Source organism: Cellulosimicrobium sp. NPDC057862, assembly GCF_042797035.1.
Taxonomy (GTDB): domain Bacteria; phylum Actinomycetota; class Actinomycetes; order Actinomycetales; family Cellulomonadaceae; genus Cellulosimicrobium.
In genome coordinates this window covers 1-20,499 of record NZ_JBHVMH010000031.1, presented here as the reverse complement: position 1 = coordinate 20,499, position 20,499 = coordinate 1, and the positions used below count along the sequence as shown (strand labels likewise).

The 20,499-nt window shown below is 71.9% G+C and carries 25 protein-coding genes; 3 read left to right on the top strand and 22 right to left on the bottom strand.

What is annotated here, in order from left to right:
- The first annotated feature begins 236 nt into the window (after positions 1–236).
- On the top strand, positions 237–1,154 hold the full coding sequence (locus ACFVN3_RS20455; protein WP_378234806.1) for a replication initiation protein: 918 nt from the start codon (positions 237–239) through the stop codon (positions 1,152–1,154).
- The gene (locus tag ACFVN3_RS20450; protein ID WP_378234805.1) at positions 1,144–1,407 is read left to right on the top strand and encodes a sigma factor-like helix-turn-helix DNA-binding protein; all 264 of its coding nucleotides are present in this window, start codon (positions 1,144–1,146) and stop codon (positions 1,405–1,407) included. Before ACFVN3_RS20455 ends, ACFVN3_RS20450 begins: the two co-directional genes overlap by 11 nt.
- A gap of 424 nt (positions 1,408–1,831) precedes the next feature.
- Here ACFVN3_RS20450 and ACFVN3_RS20445 read toward each other — a convergent pair whose 3' ends face one another.
- From ACFVN3_RS20445 to ACFVN3_RS20360, 18 genes are all read right to left on the bottom strand, one after another.
- The gene (locus tag ACFVN3_RS20445; protein WP_378234804.1) at positions 1,832–2,128 is read right to left on the bottom strand and encodes a hypothetical protein; all 297 of its coding nucleotides are present in this window, start codon (positions 2,126–2,128) and stop codon (positions 1,832–1,834) included.
- A 112-nt stretch (positions 2,129–2,240) separates the two neighbouring features.
- Positions 2,241–2,882, bottom strand: coding sequence for a hypothetical protein (locus tag ACFVN3_RS20440; protein ID WP_378234803.1), 642 nt, complete (start codon positions 2,880–2,882; stop codon positions 2,241–2,243).
- A 131-nt stretch (positions 2,883–3,013) separates the two neighbouring features.
- Positions 3,014–3,199 (bottom strand): hypothetical protein, encoded by a 186-nt coding sequence (locus ACFVN3_RS20435; RefSeq protein ID WP_378234802.1) that lies wholly within the window; start codon positions 3,197–3,199, stop codon positions 3,014–3,016.
- Positions 3,196–3,507 (bottom strand): hypothetical protein, encoded by a 312-nt coding sequence (locus ACFVN3_RS20430; RefSeq protein WP_378234801.1) that lies wholly within the window; start codon positions 3,505–3,507, stop codon positions 3,196–3,198. The genes ACFVN3_RS20435 and ACFVN3_RS20430 overlap by 4 nt, the downstream gene beginning before the upstream one ends.
- 9 nt (positions 3,508–3,516) lie before the next feature.
- Positions 3,517–3,885, bottom strand: a complete 369-nt coding sequence (locus tag ACFVN3_RS20425; RefSeq protein ID WP_378234800.1) for a ribbon-helix-helix protein, CopG family — start codon at positions 3,883–3,885, stop codon at positions 3,517–3,519.
- Positions 3,885–4,157: a hypothetical protein gene (locus ACFVN3_RS20420; protein WP_378234799.1), complete on the bottom strand. Its 273-nt coding sequence runs from the start codon at positions 4,155–4,157 to the stop codon at positions 3,885–3,887. The genes ACFVN3_RS20425 and ACFVN3_RS20420 overlap by 1 nt, the downstream gene beginning before the upstream one ends.
- An 80-nt stretch (positions 4,158–4,237) precedes the next feature.
- Positions 4,238–4,495, bottom strand: a complete 258-nt coding sequence (locus tag ACFVN3_RS20415; RefSeq protein WP_378234798.1) for a hypothetical protein — start codon at positions 4,493–4,495, stop codon at positions 4,238–4,240.
- A gap of 340 nt (positions 4,496–4,835) precedes the next feature.
- Entirely contained in the window at positions 4,836–5,168 is a 333-nt protein-coding gene (locus tag ACFVN3_RS20410) for a hypothetical protein (protein WP_378234797.1), read from the bottom strand.
- A gap of 1 nt (position 5,169) precedes the next feature.
- Entirely contained in the window at positions 5,170–7,338 is a 2,169-nt protein-coding gene (locus ACFVN3_RS20405) for a hypothetical protein (protein WP_378234796.1), read from the bottom strand.
- 2 nt (positions 7,339–7,340) lie between these two features.
- The gene (locus ACFVN3_RS20400) at positions 7,341–8,063 is read right to left on the bottom strand and encodes a hypothetical protein (RefSeq protein ID WP_378234795.1); all 723 of its coding nucleotides are present in this window, start codon (positions 8,061–8,063) and stop codon (positions 7,341–7,343) included.
- Between the two features lie 608 nt (positions 8,064–8,671).
- The gene (locus ACFVN3_RS20395; protein ID WP_378234794.1) at positions 8,672–8,875 is read right to left on the bottom strand and encodes a hypothetical protein; all 204 of its coding nucleotides are present in this window, start codon (positions 8,873–8,875) and stop codon (positions 8,672–8,674) included.
- Between the two features lie 101 nt (positions 8,876–8,976).
- The gene (locus tag ACFVN3_RS20390) at positions 8,977–10,074 is read right to left on the bottom strand and encodes a hypothetical protein (RefSeq protein ID WP_378234793.1); all 1,098 of its coding nucleotides are present in this window, start codon (positions 10,072–10,074) and stop codon (positions 8,977–8,979) included.
- A gap of 10 nt (positions 10,075–10,084) precedes the next feature.
- Positions 10,085–11,638: an ATP/GTP-binding protein gene (locus tag ACFVN3_RS20385; protein ID WP_378234792.1), complete on the bottom strand. Its 1,554-nt coding sequence runs from the start codon at positions 11,636–11,638 to the stop codon at positions 10,085–10,087.
- Entirely contained in the window at positions 11,638–13,302 is a 1,665-nt protein-coding gene (locus tag ACFVN3_RS20380) for a hypothetical protein (RefSeq protein ID WP_378234791.1), read from the bottom strand. Before ACFVN3_RS20380 ends, ACFVN3_RS20385 begins: the two co-directional genes overlap by 1 nt.
- Positions 13,302–14,750: a hypothetical protein gene (locus tag ACFVN3_RS20375; protein WP_378234790.1), complete on the bottom strand. Its 1,449-nt coding sequence runs from the start codon at positions 14,748–14,750 to the stop codon at positions 13,302–13,304. The genes ACFVN3_RS20380 and ACFVN3_RS20375 overlap by 1 nt, the downstream gene beginning before the upstream one ends.
- 2 nt (positions 14,751–14,752) lie before the next feature.
- On the bottom strand, positions 14,753–15,493 hold the full coding sequence (locus ACFVN3_RS20370) for a hypothetical protein (RefSeq protein ID WP_378234789.1): 741 nt from the start codon (positions 15,491–15,493) through the stop codon (positions 14,753–14,755).
- Positions 15,494–15,547: 54 nt separating this feature from the next.
- Positions 15,548–15,856 (bottom strand): hypothetical protein, encoded by a 309-nt coding sequence (locus tag ACFVN3_RS20365; RefSeq protein WP_378234788.1) that lies wholly within the window; start codon positions 15,854–15,856, stop codon positions 15,548–15,550.
- Positions 15,856–17,112 carry a hypothetical protein gene (locus ACFVN3_RS20360; RefSeq protein WP_378234787.1) on the bottom strand — a complete coding sequence of 419 codons (1,257 nt, stop codon included), beginning with the start codon at positions 17,110–17,112 and terminating at the stop codon, positions 15,856–15,858. The genes ACFVN3_RS20365 and ACFVN3_RS20360 overlap by 1 nt, the downstream gene beginning before the upstream one ends.
- Before the next feature lie 138 nt (positions 17,113–17,250).
- On the opposite strand from ACFVN3_RS20360, the gene ACFVN3_RS20355 reads away from it, so the two are divergent.
- The gene (locus ACFVN3_RS20355) at positions 17,251–17,592 is read left to right on the top strand and encodes a MarR family transcriptional regulator (RefSeq protein ID WP_378234786.1); all 342 of its coding nucleotides are present in this window, start codon (positions 17,251–17,253) and stop codon (positions 17,590–17,592) included.
- 73 nt (positions 17,593–17,665) lie between these two features.
- Here the strand turns inward: ACFVN3_RS20355 and ACFVN3_RS20350 are convergent, their stop codons facing one another.
- The 4 genes from ACFVN3_RS20350 to ACFVN3_RS20335 all read right to left on the bottom strand — a co-directional run bounded on the left by ACFVN3_RS20350 (position 17,666) and on the right by ACFVN3_RS20335 (position 20,083).
- On the bottom strand, positions 17,666–18,901 hold the full coding sequence (locus ACFVN3_RS20350; protein WP_378234785.1) for a hypothetical protein: 1,236 nt from the start codon (positions 18,899–18,901) through the stop codon (positions 17,666–17,668).
- Entirely contained in the window at positions 18,898–19,032 is a 135-nt protein-coding gene (locus tag ACFVN3_RS20345) for a hypothetical protein (protein WP_378234784.1), read from the bottom strand. The genes ACFVN3_RS20350 and ACFVN3_RS20345 overlap by 4 nt, the downstream gene beginning before the upstream one ends.
- A gap of 104 nt (positions 19,033–19,136) precedes the next feature.
- A complete protein-coding gene (locus ACFVN3_RS20340; protein WP_378234783.1) occupies positions 19,137–19,469 on the bottom strand; it encodes a hypothetical protein in 333 nt (110 codons plus the stop codon).
- Positions 19,466–20,083, bottom strand: coding sequence for an AAA family ATPase (locus tag ACFVN3_RS20335; RefSeq protein WP_378234781.1), 618 nt, complete (start codon positions 20,081–20,083; stop codon positions 19,466–19,468). Before ACFVN3_RS20335 ends, ACFVN3_RS20340 begins: the two co-directional genes overlap by 4 nt.
- Positions 20,084–20,499 lie beyond the last annotated feature (416 nt).

The window sequence follows — 20,499 nt, the reverse complement described above, 5'->3', positions numbered from 1 at the left end:
GGGCGCAGCTTCGCGAGGAGTCCAGTCGGAGAGGGCCGTCACCGATTGCGTAGCGGACGGCGCTGCGCGCCGGCTGTGCTGGTCTGGGCCGCTTCGCGGCCGGGTAGCGGAGCTCGCTTCGCTCGCGCTGAAAGCAGGTCTTGGCTGGGGCTCCTGCCCCAGACCCCAGGAAGTATCTGATTAGGCTTCGGCGTGTCGGACCTAAATAGCCGTGGCCCGGCCCCTAGGTTCGCCACATGACATTCGAGGCCATGTGGCCTGAGCACTGGCTACCCCGGGCGCCACTCGCCGGGGACGTCAAGGACCCCGAGCACCCCTCGCTCCGGCGCCGCTCACGCACACGCGCCCTCGACTTCCCGCACATCGAGGCAAACCCTCTCGTGCTGCGCTCTCTCGTCGTCGTCGACCACGACGGCGCCGGGGCCGATCACGCCGCCGAGCTCGCTGGCTTGCCCGCTCCCTCGCGCGTCACGCTCAACCCCTGGACGACCGCCGGGCATATCGAGTACGCCCTACGTCGGCCCGTGATCCTCACCGATGCCGCGAACCGCGCGCCGGTCAACCTCCTGGCGCGCGTCGAGCACGGCCTAGTGGACGTCCTCGGTGGCGACGTCGCCTATGCCGGGCGGATCACAAAGAACCCTCAGCACTCCACCCACGTGACGGTCTGGGGACCTACCACGGCCCTCTATGGGCTCCGTGATCTGGCTACCGCGCTCGACGACCTCGGCGCGCTGCCGTCCGCCGGGCACCCGCGCCGCAACGTCTCGTCCAGCGCCGTGGGCCGCAACGTGGCGCTCTTCGATGCCACCCGCAAGTGGTCCTACCGGCGGCGCGGTGACTACACGAGCCGCGAGCTGTGGGAGCGCGCGGTGTTCGCGCACGCCTGGGAGGTCAACGAGACCGTCGTCGCGCACGAGTTCACCGCGGGTCCGCTCTCGGCCAACGAGGTGAGCCACCTCGCGCGTTCTGTTGCACGCTGGACCTGGCGGAAGATTCAACGGACCTTCGCTGAGGAGCAAGCACGACGCGGACGCAAGGGGGGCCGGGCGACGGCCGCCAACGGTGGGCGGGAACGCCTCATCGAGATGAACAAGACTCGCGGCCCGAGGCACGACCGGGCGGCGATTTTGGAGGCTGACCGTGGTCGCTGAGAACCCTGTCCGGCGCAACTCCACCGCCCGCGAGCTCGCGGACCGGCTGGGCATGTCGACGCGGACCGTGCAGCGCGTGATCGCGGAACCGCGAGAGCAGTTCGAGGCGCGAGCCGCACAGCGGCGCGAGCGCGTGATTTCCCTCCGGCGCGAGGGCAAGACCTACGCGGAGATTGCCGCCGCCGTCGGCATGACCACGGGCGGTGTCGGCACGATCCTCCACCACGCCCGGAAGTCTGGCGTCGAGGTTTAGAGGGTTCCACAGTCGCCCGTTTCGGCCCCTCACGGGTCCACGTCTCTGACCTGCGACGACGGGAAACGCCGCGGCGCTGCCGGCGTCGCTCGAGGACCTGGCCGGCCTGTGGGAACCTCCAAACCACCAGGTCGCCACACCCTCCCGCTGCCCCGATACAGGCTGAACCTCGCGGTGGCCGGCCCCGTCAAGGGCGCTTCGCGTCGCTGCGCGATGGGCGGCACGCCCACCCTTGACCGGACCGGCCACCGCGGGACACTCCACGCCTGGGGCAGCTCGGTCCAGAAACCGGGGGCTCACACCTCGCGCGTAGGGCTCGTGTGCGGCTCTCTGAGGGCCGCTGAGTCCGTCCGGCCTCGGTAGGGCCGGGGATCGTCTCCACGGGGCTTCTGTGCGCGTGTGCCGCGCCGGGCGGGCCTGTCTGTCAGCGACGCTCCACGGCGTCGGCCCAGAGCCACGCCCACCCCTCGCGGCCGTGGGGGTCGAGGTATCTGACCTGCACCTGCCGGCCCGCCCACGCGATCGCTTCGCCGGCTACTCGTGACTCTCCGGTCTGGCGCTGCGTGATCCACGCCTGCACCGGGATCGGCTCCTCAGGGCGCACGATCGCGACGCCGCGACGCGCGAGCTCGGGCGCCTCGTGGGCGTAGTCGCGCAGCGGCACGGTCTCGACGCCGGACGGTCCCCACCCCCCGACCGGCTCACGTCGACGAGTACCCACGACCTCAGCGTATTCGAACGCGTGTGCGACACCGGGCGCGGTTCGTACCTCGCCCGGATACGACAACGGCCCGCCCGGGGGAGCGCCCCGGGCGGGCCTGGTGGCCGGTTCGTCAGCCCTCGTCCTCCTCGGGCGCGGCGAACGGCTCGCCGCACAGTCCGCACAGGATCGGCCCGGCCTCGACGACGCTCCGCGAGGCACGGATCTTCCGGCCGCACCCGCACACCAGGGACGCGCCGTTGTTGTTGGACGTGCGCCCCTCGGCGCCGACCTCGGCGCGCCGGTACGCGCTCATCGCGGCCGCGAGCGCGGCCACCTCGGCGGCGTAGCGCTGCGCCGTCGCGTCGGGGACCGTCGTCGTCGAGTAGCCGAGCTGCTGCGAGTGCTCGACCTCGATACCGACCTCGGCCGCGAGCGCCCGGAACTTCTTGTTGTGGTAGCGGCCCTGCCGGGAGGTGTCCTGAATCTCGCGCGTCGACGCGATGCCGTGGGCCGCCTCGTGGAGCAGGGTGCCAAGCACCGCGGCCGCGCCGCGGGCCAGGCCCTCGCCGCCCACGAAGAGCTCGTGAACGTCGTCCTCGCCGCGCACCCAGCGCGACGGCGCGAAGTGCCCGAGCGTGAGGCCGCCCCCGCGGCCGCCGCTACCTGCGCCCACGGTGACGATCACCTCGGGGGTGTCGGGGTGGTTCTCGCGAATCGCGGTCCACGTCGTCTCTACGGCGGTCACGAGGGCGGCGGTGCCGGTCGTTGTCATGGCTTCATTCTCGCATTGTTGACACGTACGTGTCAAAAAATGTTCCGCATGTCAGCGGTGAGAACAACGCGCCCCGGCCACCCTCGACGGAGGGCAGCCGGGGCGCGTATGGCTCGGCGCGTGTTGTCCCCCTACCCGTGCCCGTCGGCACGGCCCTCGACGCGGATTCCGGTCAGTCGTTCTCCGTCGTGCACCTGCTCGTGAAGCATGGCGCGCGCACCCTCGTACGTCGCGGCCTCGACCGCGACCTCACGCACAGGACCGTCTGCGGGCTGCCCGGGGTCGGGCTTGGCCTGGTAGGTCCCGTGGACGATCACGGCCGTGCCTCGGTCGCGGCGTCGAGCAGGCTCACCCAGCCGCGAGCACGGTCGGTGAGGTCCCACGCCTGCGACCAGGTCGCCTGAGCGTCCCGCTGCTCCTCGGTGTCCGTGATCGGGTTCCCTAGCCCGTCCGTCGTGATCTTCCGCTCAAGGTCGCGCAGGGGCGTCGCGGCCGCGGCGCGCATCACGCGCAGCGCTGCCGCGAGGTCGTCGGGCGCGACGACGGCCGCCAGGCGTGCGGCGACGAACCCTGAGGCGGCTTCGCTGGGCCACACGCGGCGCGGTGTCGGGCTGTTCGTCGTCATGGTCGCTCCTCAGCTCGCGTGCCGGTTCAGGTACTCGCTGGCGGCGTCGCGCAGCACCGCGGAGAAGGAACGCCCCTCGGCCTCCGCGCGGGCGCGCAACGCGGCGTCCAGGTGCTCGGGCGCGCGCACCTGCCACAGCGGCGACGTGCCCTTGGGGCTCGTCGCGGCCAGCGTGGGGCGTCCGCCCGCTGCCGCGCGCTCGACCGCCTCGACCTCCTCGGGGGTCTCGGCGGCCGCGGTGAGCATCTGGTGGGCGTAGGCGCGCGCGGCCTCGCCGCGCAGGGCCTTGCCCGTGCGCTTCACGGGGCGGTCGTCCGCCTCGATCTGCGCGGCCCATGCGTCATAGTCCGGGCCTCGCCCGGGAGCCTCGTTCGTCATCACTCCTCCTCCTCGATCAAGTGCAGGAACTTGCGCCGGACGGGCATCGCGTGGAACACCACGATTTCCCGCGGGAGACGACGGTGCACCATCACTTCCAGCAATTCCCCGCCCAGACGGCCGGGGCCGATGTACAGGTCCGCGACCTCGCCCGTGCCCTCGCGGGACTCGTCAAACTCGGGCTCGACGTGCACGGGGTGTTGCAGCGCATACAGCACCTCGTCGCGCGTGACACCGTGCTTGAAGGTGCTGCCCTTCCACGTGATCGCCATACTAGAATTGTAAGACAAAACGTAGGGTTCTGTCAAACAGAACCCTACGTTTGTGGGGGCTTCCTGTCTACGCCTGCGGGTCAGTTCGTCACGTCAGCCTGCCTGCTCTGCATCTCGACGACCAGCGCGCGCAGGTCCCCGACCGCGAGGCAGTCGGGGCACGTCGTGCGCGCCGTCGTGAGCGTCGTCCGCTTGATGCCGTCGCTCCGGGCGGCGTCGTAGAGCCGGAACAGGTCCGCACCGCACGCGGGCGCCATGTTCGGCATCACCATGTGCAGCACGTGGGGCTCGTCGTCGCTCGCCTCGACCTGTGCAAGCAGGTCCAGCAGGTCAGTCATGCTCTGGGTTCCCTTCCCTACGGGCCGCAACCACCTGCGTGGCCCCGACCTTTTTCCGCGCCCTCCTGGCGTCGTAATCACCGCCGGGACGGGGTGGAGTGCAAGGCCCGGAACCGGGTCGGGGGAGGAAGTTTCGGGCCGAAATAAGGGAGCGAAGCGACCGCGGCCCGAAAGTTCCGGAGGAGAGCCGGCGCCGTAGGCGCGGGCCTTGCGCGGAGCCCCGGCCCGGCGATGATGGAGAGCCAGGAGGGGAAGGAAAATCGCGCCGTAGGCGCGAGCACGCGGGCCGCGAAGCGGCCCGCGCACCCGAACCCCGCCCGCACCTGCGCGGGCCTGCTGGTCACCCCTTGACGATGATCCTGGGGTGCTGGCGCGGCGGGTACACGTCCGCCGTCGTCGACTCGTCCCCCCGCGCCTGCGTGCCGCGGGCCGTGTCGACGACCAAGCTCTGATCCCGGCACAGCACGAGCAGGCGCGCGATCTGCCGCCCGGCGTCGTCGACGTCGGCCAGCTCGTGCCGCTCACCGTTGGCGCCCACGACGGTCACGCTCGGCGTGTAGTCGATCGTGCGAGCGATCGCGACCGTGTACGTCACGCCGCGGTCGTCGACGAACTGCAACGTGTCGGCGTAGCGCCCGCTCGTGCCGTCCCCGGCGTTCACGTAGAAATTCACGTCACTTCCCCTTCGTCGTGGTGGGTCGCTTGGTCGCGCTGAATCCTCGAGCCGGGGGCGCGGCCGCCGGCACACGTTCGGCCTTCGGAGCCTCGGGCGGCGGGGCGTCGTCGGGCGGCGGCGCGTCGTCGTCCGTGGGCTCGTAGACGAGCTCGGCGTACGGGTCGGCGCCGCCCTCGTCGACCGGCGCGGGCGCCTGGTGGTCCTCCTCGGGGCCGGCAGCGTCGGCCAGGTCCTCGACGGCGACGAGCTCGGTCGCCGCCTCGTCGACGACGGCCGGCGTCGCGTCGACCTCGGCCGGCTCACCCTCGCCGGCCTTCTTCTTCGGCTTCTCGGGCGGCGCGGGCGGCAGCACGCGGAACGGCGCGACCGCGGCGCGGTTGATGAGCCAGAACCGCCCGTCCCACGCCTCGCGCACGAGCTGGGGCGGCAGCACGTAGGTGTGCTGGGCGCGCCCGGAGCGCAGCTCGCCGCTGTGGGCCTCCCCAGAGGCTTCCAGCCGCATCGCCGTGCCCGCGAGCTTCACCACGGCTTCGGGGTCCTTCGAGCGGCCCGCGATCACGGCGGCGCCGGACGCGAGCACGCGCGTTCGTAGCGCCTCGTCGTTCGACAGACCGGCGGACGACTGTCCGGCCAGGATCAGACCGAGCCCGGCCGATCGCGCCGTCTCGAACAGAGACGCCGCGGTGTCGCCAGGGTCGGTGTCGGCGGTCACGAGCTGGGGGAACTCATCAACGATCACGAGCGACGGCGACTTGTCGCCGGCTTCGAGCCGCCGGGCCATGTGCTGCCGGAGCGCCATGAGCATGAGGTCCCCGAGCTGGGCGTGTGCGGCGTCCACGGGCGTGAGCGGCACGACGACGACGTGCGCGCCCGGCTTCGCGTACGTCCACCCGTCCGCCGCGAGGTATGGCGCGAGCGGGCGGAGCGCGTTCGCCAGCGACCGCGCCACGCGACGGTTCGCCGTGAGCCCGGTCCGTGAGTCGACGACGGCGGTCACCTCGGCCAGATCGGCCGGCGAGGGGACGTGCGCGGCCGGGTTGCTCAGCCGGTCCACCAGGTCGTCCACGGAGCGCAGCGGAGACCGGGCCTGGATCGCGTCCAAGATGCCCCGCGCCTCGTCGGCGTAGTGCTGGGCCGCTCCGACGCCCGGCGGCAGGAGACGCATCAGGCGCGCGGTGATATCGGCCGCCGACCCGTCAAACATGTTCCACGGCGGCCGCACGGCGACCTTCAACCCGCTGGCCCCGAGGACGCGCACGAGCTCGCGCGCGTCCTTCGGGTCGCCCTTGGCGTCGATCATGACCACCGGCCAGCCCATCGCGGCGGCCGACCGGATCACCAGCGTGAGGAGGACCGTCTTTCCCGTGCCGGACTCGGCCAGCAGCAGCGCGCGCGCGGCCGACGCCACGACCGGCATCACGAGCCACCGGCCGGCCGTCCAGTCCGGCACGCGGCGCCGGTCCTGCACCCGGTACGCGAACGGCCGGATCGTCGGGCGCGTCGTGAGCCCCAGCGCCCACACGCGCCGGCCCGGGAGCCCGACCCGACGCGGGCCGCTCAGCCGCGGGCCTCGGCGCCGCTGGCGCGCCGCGAACGTGCCCGTGGCGGGGTCCATGCGGACGCCCGCGCGCAGGGCCGCGCTCCAGTCCTCCGCGACGGCGCGGGCCTTCTCGATGAGCTCCTGGCGGTGCACGTCGTCGATCTGGCGCGCGTCCGCCCTGCGCGCGAGCTGACGCCGACGGCGCGACCACGCGGCCGGGATGAGCAGCACCCCGAGCGCGACGTTGAGCGCGAGCCACGGCGCGGCCGCGCGCAGCATCGCCACCCACTGCCACTCCCAGATTCGCCCCGTGAGGTACGCACCGCTGGCGGGCGACGTCGCCCACTCCACCACGCGCCACACCTCCCACGTGAGCACCGCGAGCACCGCGAGCACGCCCACCACGGCGAGGGGCACCCACCAGCGCGGCACGAGCCAGTAACGCGCCTTGATCGGCGCGTGGCGGAACGTCAGCGCCACCACGAGCGACGGCACCAGGAGCGGCAACAGAACCACTCCGAGAAGCAGGATCGCGACACCCTGCAAAACGAGCAGGAGGATATCTCCCACCGGGTCCGAACCGGACCCCTGGTCCTGTCCCTGCTGGTACTGCTGTCCCGTACTCATGCTCATTCCCCCTGCTCGTCGAACATTCCTTGAACCGGCCCTGCCGGCGTCGTCGAGGTCCCTGCCGCAACGCCCTTCGGCTGCACGGCAGATTCCCACACTCCCCGGCCGTCGAAAACCGCGTGAACATGCACCCGCTCGGCCAGCGCGCGCCCGCCCGCGTGCGGGTCCTGCAAAGCGGCGCGCACCGCGCGCGCGGCGCTGTCGGTGCAGAAATACCGGATCGCGGTCACGCCCTCGCGCGCGATCCTCCACGAGAACGCGGAGAAGATTTGCCGGTAACGCTGCGGCCGCTTTCCCGTGAGTTCGACCTCTACCAGCTCCACCGCGTCATCACGGAATGCGATCCCGTCGGCGCTGTGCACCGTCCCGACCTCGGCCGGCGCACGGTCCTTGTCCCACGACCACCCGGCCGCGACGTACCGCGCCGACGCGATCGACACCGCGACCTCGTGCCGCGTCGTCTGGCGCAGCAGCGACGGCGGCGTGCGCCCGCTCGCCGCGTGCGTCGGCCACACCAGCGCACCGCCTACCGACGACACCCGGCCGCGCTCGACGAGCTGCACCGTCTCCATGCGCGCGCACCAGCTCTGCGCCTTGCGCAGCGACACCGGGCCGTCGGTCCCGTTGAGCGCACCGAGCATCCACCGGACGCCCTCCATGGACGTGATCTTCACCAGCGATAGCCACTCGATCATGGCCTCGTCCCGCTCGGTCACCCACACGCGGCGCCCCTCGGGCGTCGCGCTGGCGCCCTCGGCGCCACCCTCCACACTCACCACCACCACCGCCTCTCTGAACCTCGACGACTACCCAACCGCGTCACACAGTGCATCGCTTCGCCCAACCGTCACCCCTCCCAACCGCGTACCCAACCGCACCGCTCCGACCAACCCAACCACCCTCCCAACTGCGTTTTGTCTTTTGCTTTTGATCTTTCCTCCCAACCCAACCCACTACCCAACTCTCCTACCCTGTCTGTCTGCCTCACCCCCCTTCCGCACCTCCCACCACCTTGTGAGGAACGAACGTAGGGGGTGGGAGGTGCGGAAGGGGGGTGAGGCAGACAGACAGGGTTCACCAGCAACGATACCCCTTGCTCCCGTCGTTTACCCCGTCATGCGCGGAGACGACCCTAACGACGTACTAAGCGCCGTATCTCGCGCCTCCTGGCGCCCGCCGGGCGCCGTCACCCTGCGTGCCGAGGGCGCCGGCCAGGCCGTCGCCCTCGACCGCTCGACCCCGACGAGCTGCGCTGCACGGCGGCGCGCACAAGGGCGCCCCCGCGGCCGCGAGACCGTGGGGGCGCCCTTGACGTGAAAAGAAACCTCCGTCATGGCATCAGGGTCGGGGACGATCCGATCAGCGGGAGCCCCAGCAGCTCGGACACGAACCACACGGCCACGCCGCCCACGACACCCCAGAGGACCGCGACGAGCCCCCAGAGGATCGTGCCCTTCAGCCTCGCGGCCCATGACTCCGGTGCGCGGCGCTGCTCGACGTGACCCTCCTCCGAGCCCTCGCCCGACCCAGCCACAGCCCCGGAAGGCGTACGCGAGCCAACACGGTGCACCTGGTCCGGGAGCCCCCTGCCAGCCACCCCGGGAGCGCGGTAGCGCCTCGTCGTGGTCCTGTTCCTCATGCCTGAGCTCCGCTCCCGAGAAGGGTCGTCGTCTTGGGGTCGACGTCGATGTGTAGGTGGTTGCACGTGTCGTTGAACTGCTCCGCGGTCTGGGTCGACAGCGACGTGCCGGCGGCCGCGCGGCACTGCACCTGCCCGATGAGCGACCCCGGCGGTAGCAGGGCGTCGAGCGCGCGAATGAGCGTCACGGCGTTGGCGTCCGCGCCGTCGGTGGCCTTTCCGTTGAAGCCGTAGAAATCGACGGCGTGGCCGCCGCCGTCGAGGTAGTGACGGGACAAGGTGCCGGCGCCCGCGAGCGTGCGCGTGCAATACCGGTTGATCGACGAAATACCTACCTTGTCGAACGTGTCTGACGCAATCGTGATGATCTGCAAGATACGAACGTCGATGCTGCACTCGGCGGCGTTCTCGCCGGTTGCTGCCCATCGGATTTGATCGAGCACCGGGCCAGAAAGTCCGGTGATCTTTCCTGCGTCGATCTTCGCGACGAGTGCGGCCGCGAGCTGGCGGCCGTCGCCACCCGGGGCGCCGGCCCCGGTGACGCACATTCCGCCGCCGCCAAGAGCGGCGACAACGGCGGTCGCCGGCTCCCAAAAACGCGTGTAGTGGTTCGGGTCGCGGTTGCGCTGCGTGCGGTGCGCTACCTCGGTCGGCTCCATCGCGTCGCGGTTCTCAATCTTCATCATCGCCTTGAAGAAATTGGACGCCGACGTGAACGGGTCCATCCGGTCGTCGTAGGTCCCCCACGCGCCGTTTGCGCGCTGCTGGAAGAGTCCGCGCGAGTCGGGGCCGGCGTCGTCGCCGTAGTCGAGCACGCGTAGCGAGGACTCCCCCATGGCGGTCATGACGCCGATCGTCTGGTCGCGTGCGCTGAGGTCGAGCGCCGCGCCCGCGGCGAGAATCTGCGCCGCGTTCGCGAGCTGGTCGCCGGAGTATCCGGCGACGGTGCCCGTCGGCATCTGGCCGGCGGGCACGACGACGGCCGGGCACGCGCCGGCCGTCGTCGTGGGGGCCTTCGGGGAGCACGCCGCGAGTCCCACGAGCGCGAGGAACGCGAGGACGACGGCGCCCGCCGCGATGCCGGCGACCTTCACCCCGGCCCCCTCAGTTCCCGCCGCGCGCGGCGATCGCCAGCGCGGCGTCCGTGTTCGTGACCTCGGTCTCCCAGCGCGAGCGGACGTGCTGCAACTGAATCTCCGGGCGGGACGCGACCTTCATCACGCAGTGCCCGACGGGAAGGTTCATGAGCGTGTCCACGCTCTCCGGGGCGAGGTTGAACGTCTCGGCGGCCCACTCGGCATCCTCGCGGCGGTCCTGGCGGAACAGGTGCACGGTCTGGGCCTCCTGGACGACCGCGTACCCGGGGCTGTCCTTCGGGGTGTCGGTGCCCTTGTGCATCACGAACACGTTCGAGATGCCGAGCGCCCGAGACAACTTCTCGTTGGACTTGATGAGCCCGGCCGACGGGCCGCCGATGAGGTGCCACCCCTCCTCGTAGATCACGTTCGTCACGGCCCGCTGCTCGCCGCGCGCGCGGCGCAGTCGGCCCATGAGCCACATGTTCCCGATCGCCATGACGACGGGGACGGCCTGCCCGTTGTCCGAGAGCTGCGACAGGTCGAACACCGTGAGCTTGTGCGCGAGGTCGACCGCGCTGGACGTCTCCCCGTCGAGCAGACCGGGGTAGGACTCCAAGAGCTCGTCGAACGTCCACCGCACGCTCACGCCGGCCTCGTGGAGCCGGTCCAGCGCCCGCGGGTGCAGGTCGGCAAACTCGGCCTCGTCCGCGACGCGTCCGAGCTGCGGCAGCAGGTCGGCCGGCGTGGGCACGCGCACGCCCTCGGCGGCCGCGATCGTGCGGCGCAGCGCGACGCGCAGCGCCTTGCGCTCCCAGTCGTCCAGGGCGGCGCCGTTGCGCGCCATGCGCGCGACGGCGGTCAGCAGTTCGTACCGGCCGCCCTCGGCGGCCGACACCAGCGGGTCCAGCAGGTTGAGGCGGGTCCCGGTCCCGTCCTGCGTGAACCGGATGGGCTCGCTCCCGAAGCGGCGCGCGAGCTCGGCGTACTCGCCCTGCTCGGGCGCGGCGTCGTCGGGCTTCTTGTCGAACACGACGACGTTTCGGTTCCGGAGCACGAGGGGCCGGATCACAAACACGGTCTTCGTAAACGAGCTCTTGCCCGTGCCGACGGTGCCGGCCGTCAGCACGTTCGGGGAAGAGACCTCGCGGAGATGCGCCGGCTTGTTGTACTCGGTGAACGGGTCGTTGGCGATGAGCGCACGAGAGAGCGTGTCGCGGCCGTTCACGATGCCGTCGTACCCGGTGGGCGGCGCGATGATCGCGAGGTTGAGGATCTCGGCCTGGCGCGTCGTCGACGGCGCGCCCGCCAGCGTCGGCGCGTACCAGCCGCTCCGCGCCGCTCGCTGCGACTCGCGCAGCTTCGCCCCGGGCGGGCTGAACGGCAGCACCTCGCCCACGTCGTCGGCCGCGTCGTCGTCGTGGCTCGCGGTCGCGGCGACCTCGACGACGGGCGGCGCGAGGAAGCCGAACCCCGGCACGCGGGCCAGGCCGCGACGTCGGCGCGTCGGGCCGAGCGGCGGCGGGGTACGCGTCAGGTCGGGGTGCTGGCTCGTCTCGGGGTTCTCGGTCGTCGTGCTCATCACAGGGCCTCCTTGTCGCCCGCGCCGGCCAGGCTGTTGTAGAACCGCGCCGACATGGGGTCGCGGGTGGGGCGCAGACCGCGCCCGATGGGCCATGTGGTGCCCGATGCTGCGGCCTGGAAGGAATCCAGCCAGGTCAACCGCTCGACGCCGAGCGAGGCGGAGCACGTCTCCGCGAGGCGGCGGCACGCCAACTGCAACTCTGACCGGCTCCGGGCCGTGAGCGTGATGAACCCTGCCCACTCGATCCCGTGGTGCGGGCTGCCGTGCGAAAGGTCCTGCACGCGCTGGCTCGCCGCGCGCGCGGACGTCGACACCTCGTCGTTCGCCATCTTCCCCTTCTCGGCGTTGGACAGGGCGGCCGCCTGGTCCGCCGTGAGGTCCCGCCGCGCGGCCGCCTTGGCGTGCATCGCCGGCACGAGCCGCATGTGGAACGACACCGACCGGATGCAGTCGAGCTGCGTGCCCAGCAGCAGGTCCAGCAGCCACAACTGCGTGCGGCCGCCGGTCGACAGACCGTCGGCGGTGATCGCCACCGTGCGGTGCCACCACTCGGCCTCCTGGCCGGTCACGTAGTCCGTCGCCTCGACGACGTGCGCGGCGTACTCGTCGTGCGAGCGCAGGCCCGGCGCGGCCGGGTCGACGCGTCGCGCCGCGTCGATCGGGTGGCTGGGGTTCTGCTGGTGCAGCATGAGTGCGACCGTCTGGCGGGCGGTCAGCGCCGTCACGCCGTCGCGGCGGCCACCGCCCAGACGGGCGTTCCGGAGGCCGGCGGCCACGGTCTCGACCTCGCGGGCCATGAGTGCGCGCCAGCCGTCGCGGCCCTCGCCGTACTTGCGAGCTGCCTCGGTGAACTGCGGCGTGATCGGCCAGGACACCACGACGTAGTGCCGCTGGATCATGGCGTCCTGACCGGACCGCCGGATCACCTCTGCGTACGACGCGATCGCGTCGGCCGGCATCGTCGGGTCGTGGACGGCGCGCGCCCACGCCTCGTGACGGGCGGTGTCCGGCGGGAGCACGCGCGTCATGGGCTGCACGGCGCCCACGAGCGACGTCGACAGGGCACGGTCCGCCAGGAAGCGGCCCCACGCCGCGCCGCCCATGACGAGGGTGGTGTTGGACTCGATACCGCGAATCTGTCCGGCCACCGCGAAGCACACGGACAGGTAGGCGTCCTCGCCGTCGGGCGCGTGCCACGCGATCCCGGGCAGCCCGGTTCCCGACTGCAACCAGCCCATGCCGTCGGCGCCGTCGGGCATCGCCCGCATCGCCGCACGGTCCCGGATCGCCTGCGCGCGCTCCTTGCGCGGGGCGGTCGTGGCGCGCTCGTCGAGCGCCGCCCACCGGGTCGCGTCGTACGGCTCGAACCGGTCGGTGCCGAGCCGCTTTCGCGCCTGCCACCTCGACCGCTTGCGGCGCCGCTCGAGGATCGATCCGTGGTGCGTGTTCGTCGTGACGACGATCGTCACCATGGCGGCCACAAGCATTCCCGCCAGCGCGGGCCAGCCCACCAGCGGCGTGAGGATCAGCCCTCCCGCGACGACGATTCCAACGACGATTCCGCGCGCGCGGCTGCCGCTCGATCCACCGAAGAAACTCCGGTGTCCGGCCTCGCCGCCCAGGTAGCGCGTGGTCGGCTTCTCGGTCGTGCTCGTGCTCATCAGTCCCCCTCAACCGTTCCGTACGCGTCGTACGCGTTGACGTCGGTGGCGCCGAGTTCCACCGCGTCCTGCGACATGTCGCGGGCGACGTCCACGCCCTGCTTGACCGCGACCCCGGCCCCGACGACGGCGGCCCCGGCGACGGCCCCGACCGGCCCGAGCACGCTTCCGCCTGCCGCGCCCTCAGCGGCGGCCGCGCCCTCGGCGGCACCGGCTCCTCCGGCGGCCGCCCCTCCCCCGGCGGTCGCCTGGGTCGGCGTCGCCGCGCCAGCGGGCACCGGCTCAGCGCCGGGCTTCGGGGCGTCGGCCAGGCGCGGGCCGTCCGCGGGCGGTCCGCTGTCTGGGTCGGTGTGCCGGCCCCGGCGCGACGGCCGCGCGTAGTCGTTCCCGGGGTCGCCCGCGTCGGCCGAATCGCTCTGGTTCCGACGTCGGTAGTTGCCCAGGTCGTCGTCCCCGATCGTGCGGTTCCCGCTGCTGGCCGCCGGGCCGGAGCCGTTGGCGCCGCCGAACGGCATGACCTTCTGCGCGAGCTTGAAGAGCAGGAACGGCGAGGTCCCGGCGACGAACAGCGCGATCACCGAGACGATGAGCGTCACGAGCTGCTGCAAGGATGGGACGTCCTCGAACGCCGTGACCTGGGCCGCGATCATCCGGTACGCGAGCCCGAGCATGAAGAAGAGCACTGCGTGGGAGGCGAGGATGCCGAGCCAGACGAACGCGATCCCCCACCCGAACACGCGCGTGTTCTTGCGGATGATCCACACCAGGCCCAGCGAGAACAGCGCGCCGGTGAAGTAGAGCGCGACGAGCTGCACGACGAGCATCACCAGGACGAGGATCAGCCCCAGCACCATGCACAGCATGAAGAAGATGCCGACGACGACACCGCCCGTGAGGCCGCTCGCGTCGCCCTCTCCGAGCATCCGTGTCATCTCGGCCGTCACGGCGTCGGCGCTGCTGATGATCCCCCACGCCGCGAGCGAGTCCGTGAGCGAGCCGAAGAACTTGACGAGAAAGACCGCCAGCGGCGGGCCGAACATCATCCCCGTGAGGAACAGGGGCACGTAGAACGTGAACGTCTCGAACAGCTCCTGCCCGGACTGCTTGTGACGGGCCGTCGCCAGAATCTCCGGAACGAGCAGGATCACCATCACGAACACCGCCAGCGCAGACGACACCGCGTAGGCGCCCAACCACCAGTCAGCGGTGAGGTCCGGCGAGACCGCGTGCGACAGCGCCGGCAGCACGTCTGAGGCGAGCGAGTGCGCCGCCTCCTGTAGCGCCTTGAAGGTGTTGCCGAACGGGTCAGACCAGAACTGCGCCCACGAGCCCGCGGTGTTCACCGCGTTCTGGGCACCCTCCACGGCGTCCTGTGCGCCGCCCACGACGTCCTTGACGCCGTCCACGACGTCGCTCGCGCACGCTCCGAACACGCACACATCGGCCATGGTCAGCACCCCCCGGTGAACTCGACGCCGCCGGCTTCGAGGGCGGCCGTGTCGGTCGGGATCGTGTCGACGACGCGCCAAGCGTCGTCCTCCCACACGAGCACGGGCGATCCCATGCCGTAGCGCTCGGCGGACAGCGCGCCGTCGACGACGACGCCAAGCGACAGGTGCACCGTCACGCGGTCGTCGGTCGACGTCGGGTCAACGACCCACAGACCGCCGCGCGTCGACGTCGTGAACGGCGTCCCGAACGGTGCCGGGCCGGGCGGGGTGTCCTCGCGCAGCTCCGGCGAGCTCTCGCGGAAGGCGAACCCTGCCGCGAGGTCGGCCATGTCGTCAGACATGGCGTCGGACAGAATCCCGGCCTCCACGCTCGCGATCTGCGGGCCGCTCGGCCAGGGGTACTGGTTCGCCCACCGCATCATGCTTGCTGCGACCTCGACGGCCCCGTACGCGGTGTGCGGGGCGCGGGCCTGGGTCGCTAGCAGCATGTCGGCATCGGTGCTCGGGCCGGCGAGGCAGCCCGTGGGCGCCGCGTCGAGCTCGGCGCCGTGGTCCTCCCCCGGCTGGCCCTCGTGCGTCGCTGTCTCGGTCGGCTCGGGCTCCGGCGTCGCGGTCGCGCCCGGGTCCCGCGGGTCCTGGCCACGAATGGCCAGGACCAGCAGGACCACGAGCACGACCACCAGGACGACGAGCGCACCGACGACGGCGGGCCACAAGCTGCGGCCACTCTTGGTGTACATCGGCATTACGTATCTCCGTATCTGCGCGGTTACGTATCAGTGCGCTGGTGTCGGTCAGCCGAAGAACGTGAGCACGGCGCCCACGATCACGGCAAGCGCCGCCAGGAGGCCCAGGGCGATGAGGGCGGTAATGAACTTCTTCCGTCCCTCCTTGTGCTGGTTGGGGTTCTCGGACGCGCCGGCCTTGCCCATCTCCACGATCCCGAGGATGAGGAAGACGACTGCGGCGATGAGGCCCAGCGCCCAGACACCGGCGATGAGCTTCTGCCAGAGCTGGGTGAACTCAGCGCCGAAGATCGTGAAGTCGGGAAGGACGCCGTTCAGCGGGTTCTCGATCGCGGTTGCGATGCGGGCGGTGATCATCAGTTCTGCTCCTGGGTCGTGGTGGGACGGACGGTCTGGACGCGACGCCCGGTCGGGACCGCCGCGAGAGTGAGTGCGCGGATCACGTCCGCGGCGAGCAGCGTCAGCGCCTCGGTGGAGTCCTGGTGGAGCTCCGCGAGGGTCACCTCTCCGCGGGCCGCGATGTGCGGCTCGTAGGGCATCTGGTGGAAGGTGCGCACACCGGCCGCCGTGAGCTCGTCGCGCACGGCCTCGGCCATGTGCGGGGCCTGGGGCCGGCCGTCGTCCATGACGACCGCGATCGCGGTATCGGCCAGGCGTCGGCCGGCCTCGGTGCGGCGCAGCTCGCGCAGCATCCCGAGCGCTTCCAGCGTCGAGTCCCCCGCGAGCATCACGGGGATCACGAGCACGTCGGCGGTGTCGACCGCGCCGCGGAACGGCCCGGAGGACGGCTGGTTGCCGGAGTCCATGACTCGCACCTCGAAGTGCTCGTCGATCTTCGCGGCGACGGCGGTCACGGCCTCGTACGTCAGCGGCTCTCGCGACCGGTCGACCACGGTCCCGATCACGGACGCAAACGACGTCTGCGGCGCCGTGTAGCCGACGACCTGGCCGCGCGTTTCGAGCTGGGCGACGTCGCGCACGAACTCCCCGAGCCCGAGCGAGGGCGAGCCCTCGGCCCGGAAGCCGAGCGCGCCCGGGTCGTCCGCCACCTCGACGATCCCGACGCCTCCCCCGCGGATCGCGGAGATGATGCCGCCGAGCGCCAGCGCAAGAGGCGTCTTGCCGGTGCCGCCCTTGGGGTTCCCGATGAGCACCGCGACGGCGCGCGTCCAGGTCGCCTGACGGACCACCCGCTGAGCGTCGAGGATCGCCGCGGTTCTGGCCGCCAGCTCCTCGCGCTGGGCGCGCTCCGCGACGCCGGGAGCGACCGGCAGGCCGACCTTCGCCAGCGCTCCGCGCCACCCCTTCTGTGCGCGCTGCGGGCCGGTCTCGGCGGTCGCGGCCGCCGCCGTCGTCGCGGCCGCCGCGAGGCGTCGCGCCGGGTCCGGTGCCGGCGGCTCCGGCAGCGGCTCCGGGGCCGGAACGGGCGCCTCGACGACCGCCGGCACCGCGGGCGGGGCCGGCAGCGGCTCGACGACCTGGACGGGCGCCGGCTGCTCCTCCGGCTCACGGCGAGCCGGCGGTGCCGGCACTCGCCGCACCGTCGCGTCGGCCTCCTCCTCGAAGTCGGCGGCGCGACTCGCCCCGCCGAAAACGCTGTGATCGTTTGTCATGATGTTCTAGCCCTTTCAGAACCGGATTCATGCACACTGTGAGCGGATGGGTAACACTCTACCGGGAAGGTCTGACATGCGCTATGGATTCTCGCCACGTCCCCCCGTCCGTCAGCGGCGTGGGGCACACTAGCGGCCATGTCTGCGCGACTGACGGACCTTCCCGACGCACCAGAGCCGGTGCGCCGCTTCCAGCACGCCTACGCGGCGGTCTCTCGGGCGGGCATCCTGCACGAGCTCCTATCCGCCGGCCCTGCCCGGCGCGACGACCTCGCGGCCCGGCTCGGCATCACGGTGCCGTCGGTGAGTAAGGCCCTGGTCGTCCTCGTATCCGCCGGATACGTCACGTACCAGGTGCCGGCCCACACCACGGCGACCACCCAAGTCCAGCCACAGGGCACGGTGTACACGGTTCGGCGTGAGCTCGTCATGGCCGACCTCGCGGCCACGATGGCGTGGTTGAGCGAGGAACGTCGGTAGGCACAGAAATACAGAAGCCCGCACCTCCGTAGATACGGGGATGCGGGCTTCCGTGTGTCCGGTCAGTGTCCGGTCACGACACGGGGACCTCGGCCATGGCCGCCAGGGCGCGGGCGCGCCAGCGCTGGCCGGACCGGGTGCTGACCGGCAGCCCTCGGCGCGTGAGCTCGTCGGCCAGCCGGGCACCGGACACCAGCGGGTCAGCGCGCACAACCTCGATCGCGACGGCCAGCGTGTCCGGCTCGCCGGCCTCGTCGTCGTCGTCCTGGTCCTCGACGGGGAACAGCGGGTCCATGTCGTCGGCGGACCCGGGCACGACCTCGGCCACGTGCTCGGTCACCGTGGCGGGCCGGGGGTCCGGCGCGGCGACGACGAGACGGGCCGGAACGGGTGTCCGGTCAGCCACCGGCCACTCCTCGTGGAAGTCCTCAGCCACCCGCGCCCCGCTGAACACGTCGTCCGGCTCGGGCTCGGCTTCGGCTGTCCGGTCAGCCACCTCGACCTCGGGCGCCTCGGGACCGGCCTCGTGGTCGGCCTCGGCGTCGCCCAGCGACGGCGCCGCCTCGACGAGCGGTGTCGGTGCCGCGGGGTTGGTGTCCGGCTCGGTGGCGAGCGGGCGGACGATCGTCGCGGCGGGCAGGTGGTCGACCTGTCCGACGGCGGCCAGCACGTCGACAAGCTCGGCATGTGGGGGAGCGGCGCGCAGGGCGGCGACGTGGGCGCGGTCCATGCGTCGGGCGGCCGCCCGCGCCCGGCGGCTGTCGCCGTGGCCGGACTCGGCCATGCGACGCACGACGAGCGCCCGGCGCGCGACGGCCAGGTATCGCCGGTCACGCCGGACCTCGGCCAACGTGCGCTCTGCCTGCTCGGCGCGAGCGGCCGTCAGCACGCGGTCCCACAGCCACGCGGCCACCAGGGGCGCAACGACGCGCACCGCGGCGGCCAGCACCGACCCGGGATCGGCGCTCCACGACGTCGAGCCGTCCGGCGCCGTCGTGGTGAGCTCGTGCACGCCAGCCAGCAGGCCGGACGTCGCGGACACGACCCACACGGCCACCGCGTCGGCGCCACCAGGCCGTCCGGCCAGCGCCGCCGCACGGGCCAGCAGGGCCGACGCGACGAGCGCGAGCTCGAGGAATCCGGCGAGGGCGACGGCCAGCACGAGCGGGAAGCGCAGCACGTCGACGGCCAGGGACGCCATGCCCTGCGCGGCGAGGATCGTCGGGATGATCGCGCCAACGGCGGCAACGACGGTTGCCTGGCGCCTCGCGCGGGCGGCGGCCGCGAGGGTCGACGTCGGGGCGCTCATCGGCGGGCCTCGCGCATCGTGCCGCAGATCACGTGCAGGGCCAGCAGGTCCATGAGCTGCAAGTCCTCGATGGTCAGCGTGTCGGCGTCGTCCGGCGTACGGCCGGTGTCACCTGAGGGGATGATGTGCATTGGGATTCCTCCACTTACCTGGGGGTGTCCTCGCCCCGGCGGTGTTCCAGCACCGTCGGGGCACTTTCGGTTGTGCGGTCAGTTCCTCCGCGCGTCGATCGCGGCTACCGCTCGTCTCGGAGCTTCGCGGTGAGTGCCGCGCGCACGGCCGGGTCGTCGTTTGCGCTGTCCAGCAGGGCACGCACGACGTCGCTGTGCGTGATCCGGGCGGCGCCGAGCTCGGCGCCGAGTTCGATGACCAGCAGCCGGAGCGCCTGGTACGCCTGCGGCTCAACGTCGATCGTCAACCGGACCGGCTTTGCCCGGGGGATCGGCTGCCGGGCCGCACCGCCCTTCGGCGTCGGCACCGGGACGTCGGCCAGCGTCGGCGCCTTCTTGGGCGCGCGGTCGGGGAGCTGCGCCGCGCGCGCGGCCAAGTCCTGCTTGGGTCGGGTCATGCTGCCACCTCCAGGGCTGCAATCTCGCGGGCGGCGTCGGCGTACGCGCCCAGGTCGGTCACGGGCGCAGCGAACGACTGCGCGTAGGACTCGCGACGGGGGATCGTCGCGGCGAGGACGTGGCGCCCTGCATCGGTGATGAGCTCGCGGAACGTCTCCGTGCTCCGCGCGTTGGCGATGGTGCGGTTCAGCAGCACCGCGGCGGCCGCCGGCTTCACGCGCAGCGGCTCCACCTCGTCGATCGCGGCCCACACGTCGGTCAGCCGCTCGTACTCCATCATCGTCGGCGCCATGGTGACGACGATCGCGTCAGCGGCACGCAGGGCCGAGTAGACGATCCCGGCGTTCTCGTCGAGCGGGGGAGTGTCGATGAGCACGACGTCCGTCGTCGCCGGCACGATGCCCGAGAGCCGCACGTGCAGGTTCTTGACGGGCAGGGCGAGCGTGGGAACCTCCCACTCGCCCAGCTCCGACCAACGGAGGGCCGATCCCTGGGGGTCGGCGTCGATCACCAGCACGCTGAGCCCTTGCGCCGCGTACGCGTGCGCCAAGTAGGCGCAGCTCGTCGTCTTGGCGCTCCCGCCCTTGAGATTCGTGACGGTGATGATCTTCACGACCTGGCCCCTTCCGAGAGTCCGACGTCCGTTGCCACCCAACCTAACGGGAGTACGCGGGTACTGCAATACTGAAACGCGCATCGGCGCGGCGCGTGTTGGCGCCCTCCGCTACGCTCCCCGACGACGGACGTTCCCCGGCACCGCTTCCCCCTGCGGCGGCCTGCGGGGACGTCCGTCAGTTCGTTGCAGCTCTGGCGCATCGATGCGGCGGCCGGCGCGCGAAAATCGCTACCGCGCTCCCGGGGTGGCTGGCAGGGGGCTCCCGGACCAGGTGCACCGTGTTGGCTCGCGTACGCCTTCCGGGGCTGTGGCCGGGTCGGGCGCAGCTTCGCGAGGAGTCCAGTCGGAGAGGGCCGTCACCGATTGCGTAGCGGACGGCGCTGCGCGCCGGCTGTGCTGGTCTGGGCCGCTTC

Bases quoted from the DNA above. Each gene is read 5' to 3' on its own strand.
- ACFVN3_RS20455 (WP_378234806.1), top strand. From the start codon at position 237: ATGACATTCGAGGCCATGTGGCCTGAGCACTGGCTACCCCGGGCGCCA.
- ACFVN3_RS20440 (WP_378234803.1), bottom strand. From the start codon at position 2,882: ATGACAACGACCGGCACCGCCGCCCTCGTGACCGCCGTAGAGACGACG.
- ACFVN3_RS20430 (WP_378234801.1), bottom strand. From the start codon at position 3,507: ATGACGACGAACAGCCCGACACCGCGCCGCGTGTGGCCCAGCGAAGCC.
- ACFVN3_RS20425 (WP_378234800.1), bottom strand. From the start codon at position 3,885: ATGACGAACGAGGCTCCCGGGCGAGGCCCGGACTATGACGCATGGGCC.
- ACFVN3_RS20420 (WP_378234799.1), bottom strand. From the start codon at position 4,157: ATGGCGATCACGTGGAAGGGCAGCACCTTCAAGCACGGTGTCACGCGC.
- ACFVN3_RS20415 (WP_378234798.1), bottom strand. From the start codon at position 4,495: ATGACTGACCTGCTGGACCTGCTTGCACAGGTCGAGGCGAGCGACGAC.
- ACFVN3_RS20405 (WP_378234796.1), bottom strand. From the start codon at position 7,338: ATGAGTACGGGACAGCAGTACCAGCAGGGACAGGACCAGGGGTCCGGT.
- ACFVN3_RS20385 (WP_378234792.1), bottom strand. From the start codon at position 11,638: ATGAGCACGACGACCGAGAACCCCGAGACGAGCCAGCACCCCGACCTG.
- ACFVN3_RS20380 (WP_378234791.1), bottom strand. From the start codon at position 13,302: ATGAGCACGAGCACGACCGAGAAGCCGACCACGCGCTACCTGGGCGGC.
- ACFVN3_RS20375 (WP_378234790.1), bottom strand. From the start codon at position 14,750: ATGGCCGATGTGTGCGTGTTCGGAGCGTGCGCGAGCGACGTCGTGGAC.
- ACFVN3_RS20370 (WP_378234789.1), bottom strand. From the start codon at position 15,493: ATGTACACCAAGAGTGGCCGCAGCTTGTGGCCCGCCGTCGTCGGTGCG.
- ACFVN3_RS20365 (WP_378234788.1), bottom strand. From the start codon at position 15,856: ATGATCACCGCCCGCATCGCAACCGCGATCGAGAACCCGCTGAACGGC.
- ACFVN3_RS20360 (WP_378234787.1), bottom strand. From the start codon at position 17,112: ATGACAAACGATCACAGCGTTTTCGGCGGGGCGAGTCGCGCCGCCGAC.
- ACFVN3_RS20355 (WP_378234786.1), top strand. From the start codon at position 17,251: ATGTCTGCGCGACTGACGGACCTTCCCGACGCACCAGAGCCGGTGCGC.
- ACFVN3_RS20350 (WP_378234785.1), bottom strand. From the start codon at position 18,901: ATGAGCGCCCCGACGTCGACCCTCGCGGCCGCCGCCCGCGCGAGGCGC.
- ACFVN3_RS20345 (WP_378234784.1), bottom strand. From the start codon at position 19,032: ATGCACATCATCCCCTCAGGTGACACCGGCCGTACGCCGGACGACGCC.
- ACFVN3_RS20340 (WP_378234783.1), bottom strand. From the start codon at position 19,469: ATGACCCGACCCAAGCAGGACTTGGCCGCGCGCGCGGCGCAGCTCCCC.